Genomic DNA, 353 nt, shown 5'->3' with positions numbered 1-353 from the left:
TTTCGCATCCGGTTTTCAGGGCGCAAGTCCTGAATAATGTTCCCTGATAGCTCAGTCGGTAGAGCACTCGACTGTTAATCGAGTTGTCGCAGGTTCGAGTCCTGCTCGGGGAGCCATGCTTCCATAGCTCAGTAGGTAGAGTGCATCCATGGTAAGGATGAGGTCACCGGTTCGATTCCGGTTGGAAGCTTGCTTATGGCCCGTTGGTCAAGGGGTTAAGACACCTCCCTTTCACGGAGGTAACAGGGGTTCGAATCCCCTACGGGTCATTTCCATTCCCGGGCGCTTAGCTCAGCCGGGAGAGCATCTGCCTTACAAGCAGAGGGTCGGCGGTTCGATCCCGTCAGCGCCCA

At 55.8% G+C, this 353-nt stretch carries 4 tRNA genes; all 4 read left to right on the top strand.

The window, feature by feature from the left end:
- Positions 1–40 precede the first annotated feature (40 nt).
- The 4 genes from ACSEXW_RS28360 (at position 41) to ACSEXW_RS28345 (ending at position 353) form a co-directional block, all read left to right on the top strand.
- Positions 41–116: transfer RNA gene (locus ACSEXW_RS28360), tRNA-Asn, on the top strand.
- Between the two features lies 1 nt (position 117).
- Positions 118–190: transfer RNA gene (locus ACSEXW_RS28355), tRNA-Thr, on the top strand.
- Positions 191–197: 7 nt separating this feature from the next.
- Positions 198–269 (top strand) — tRNA-Glu (locus tag ACSEXW_RS28350).
- Positions 270–280: 11 nt separating this feature from the next.
- A tRNA-Val gene (locus tag ACSEXW_RS28345) sits at positions 281–353 on the top strand.

The sequence above is a fragment of the Oryzibacillus soli genome (assembly GCF_051594765.1).
In the GTDB taxonomy this organism is placed as follows: Bacteria; Bacillota; Bacilli; order Paenibacillales; family NBRC-103111; genus Paenibacillus_AR.
The sequence above is the reverse complement of the archived record's forward strand: the minus strand, read 5'-3'. Positions and strand labels throughout refer to the sequence as shown.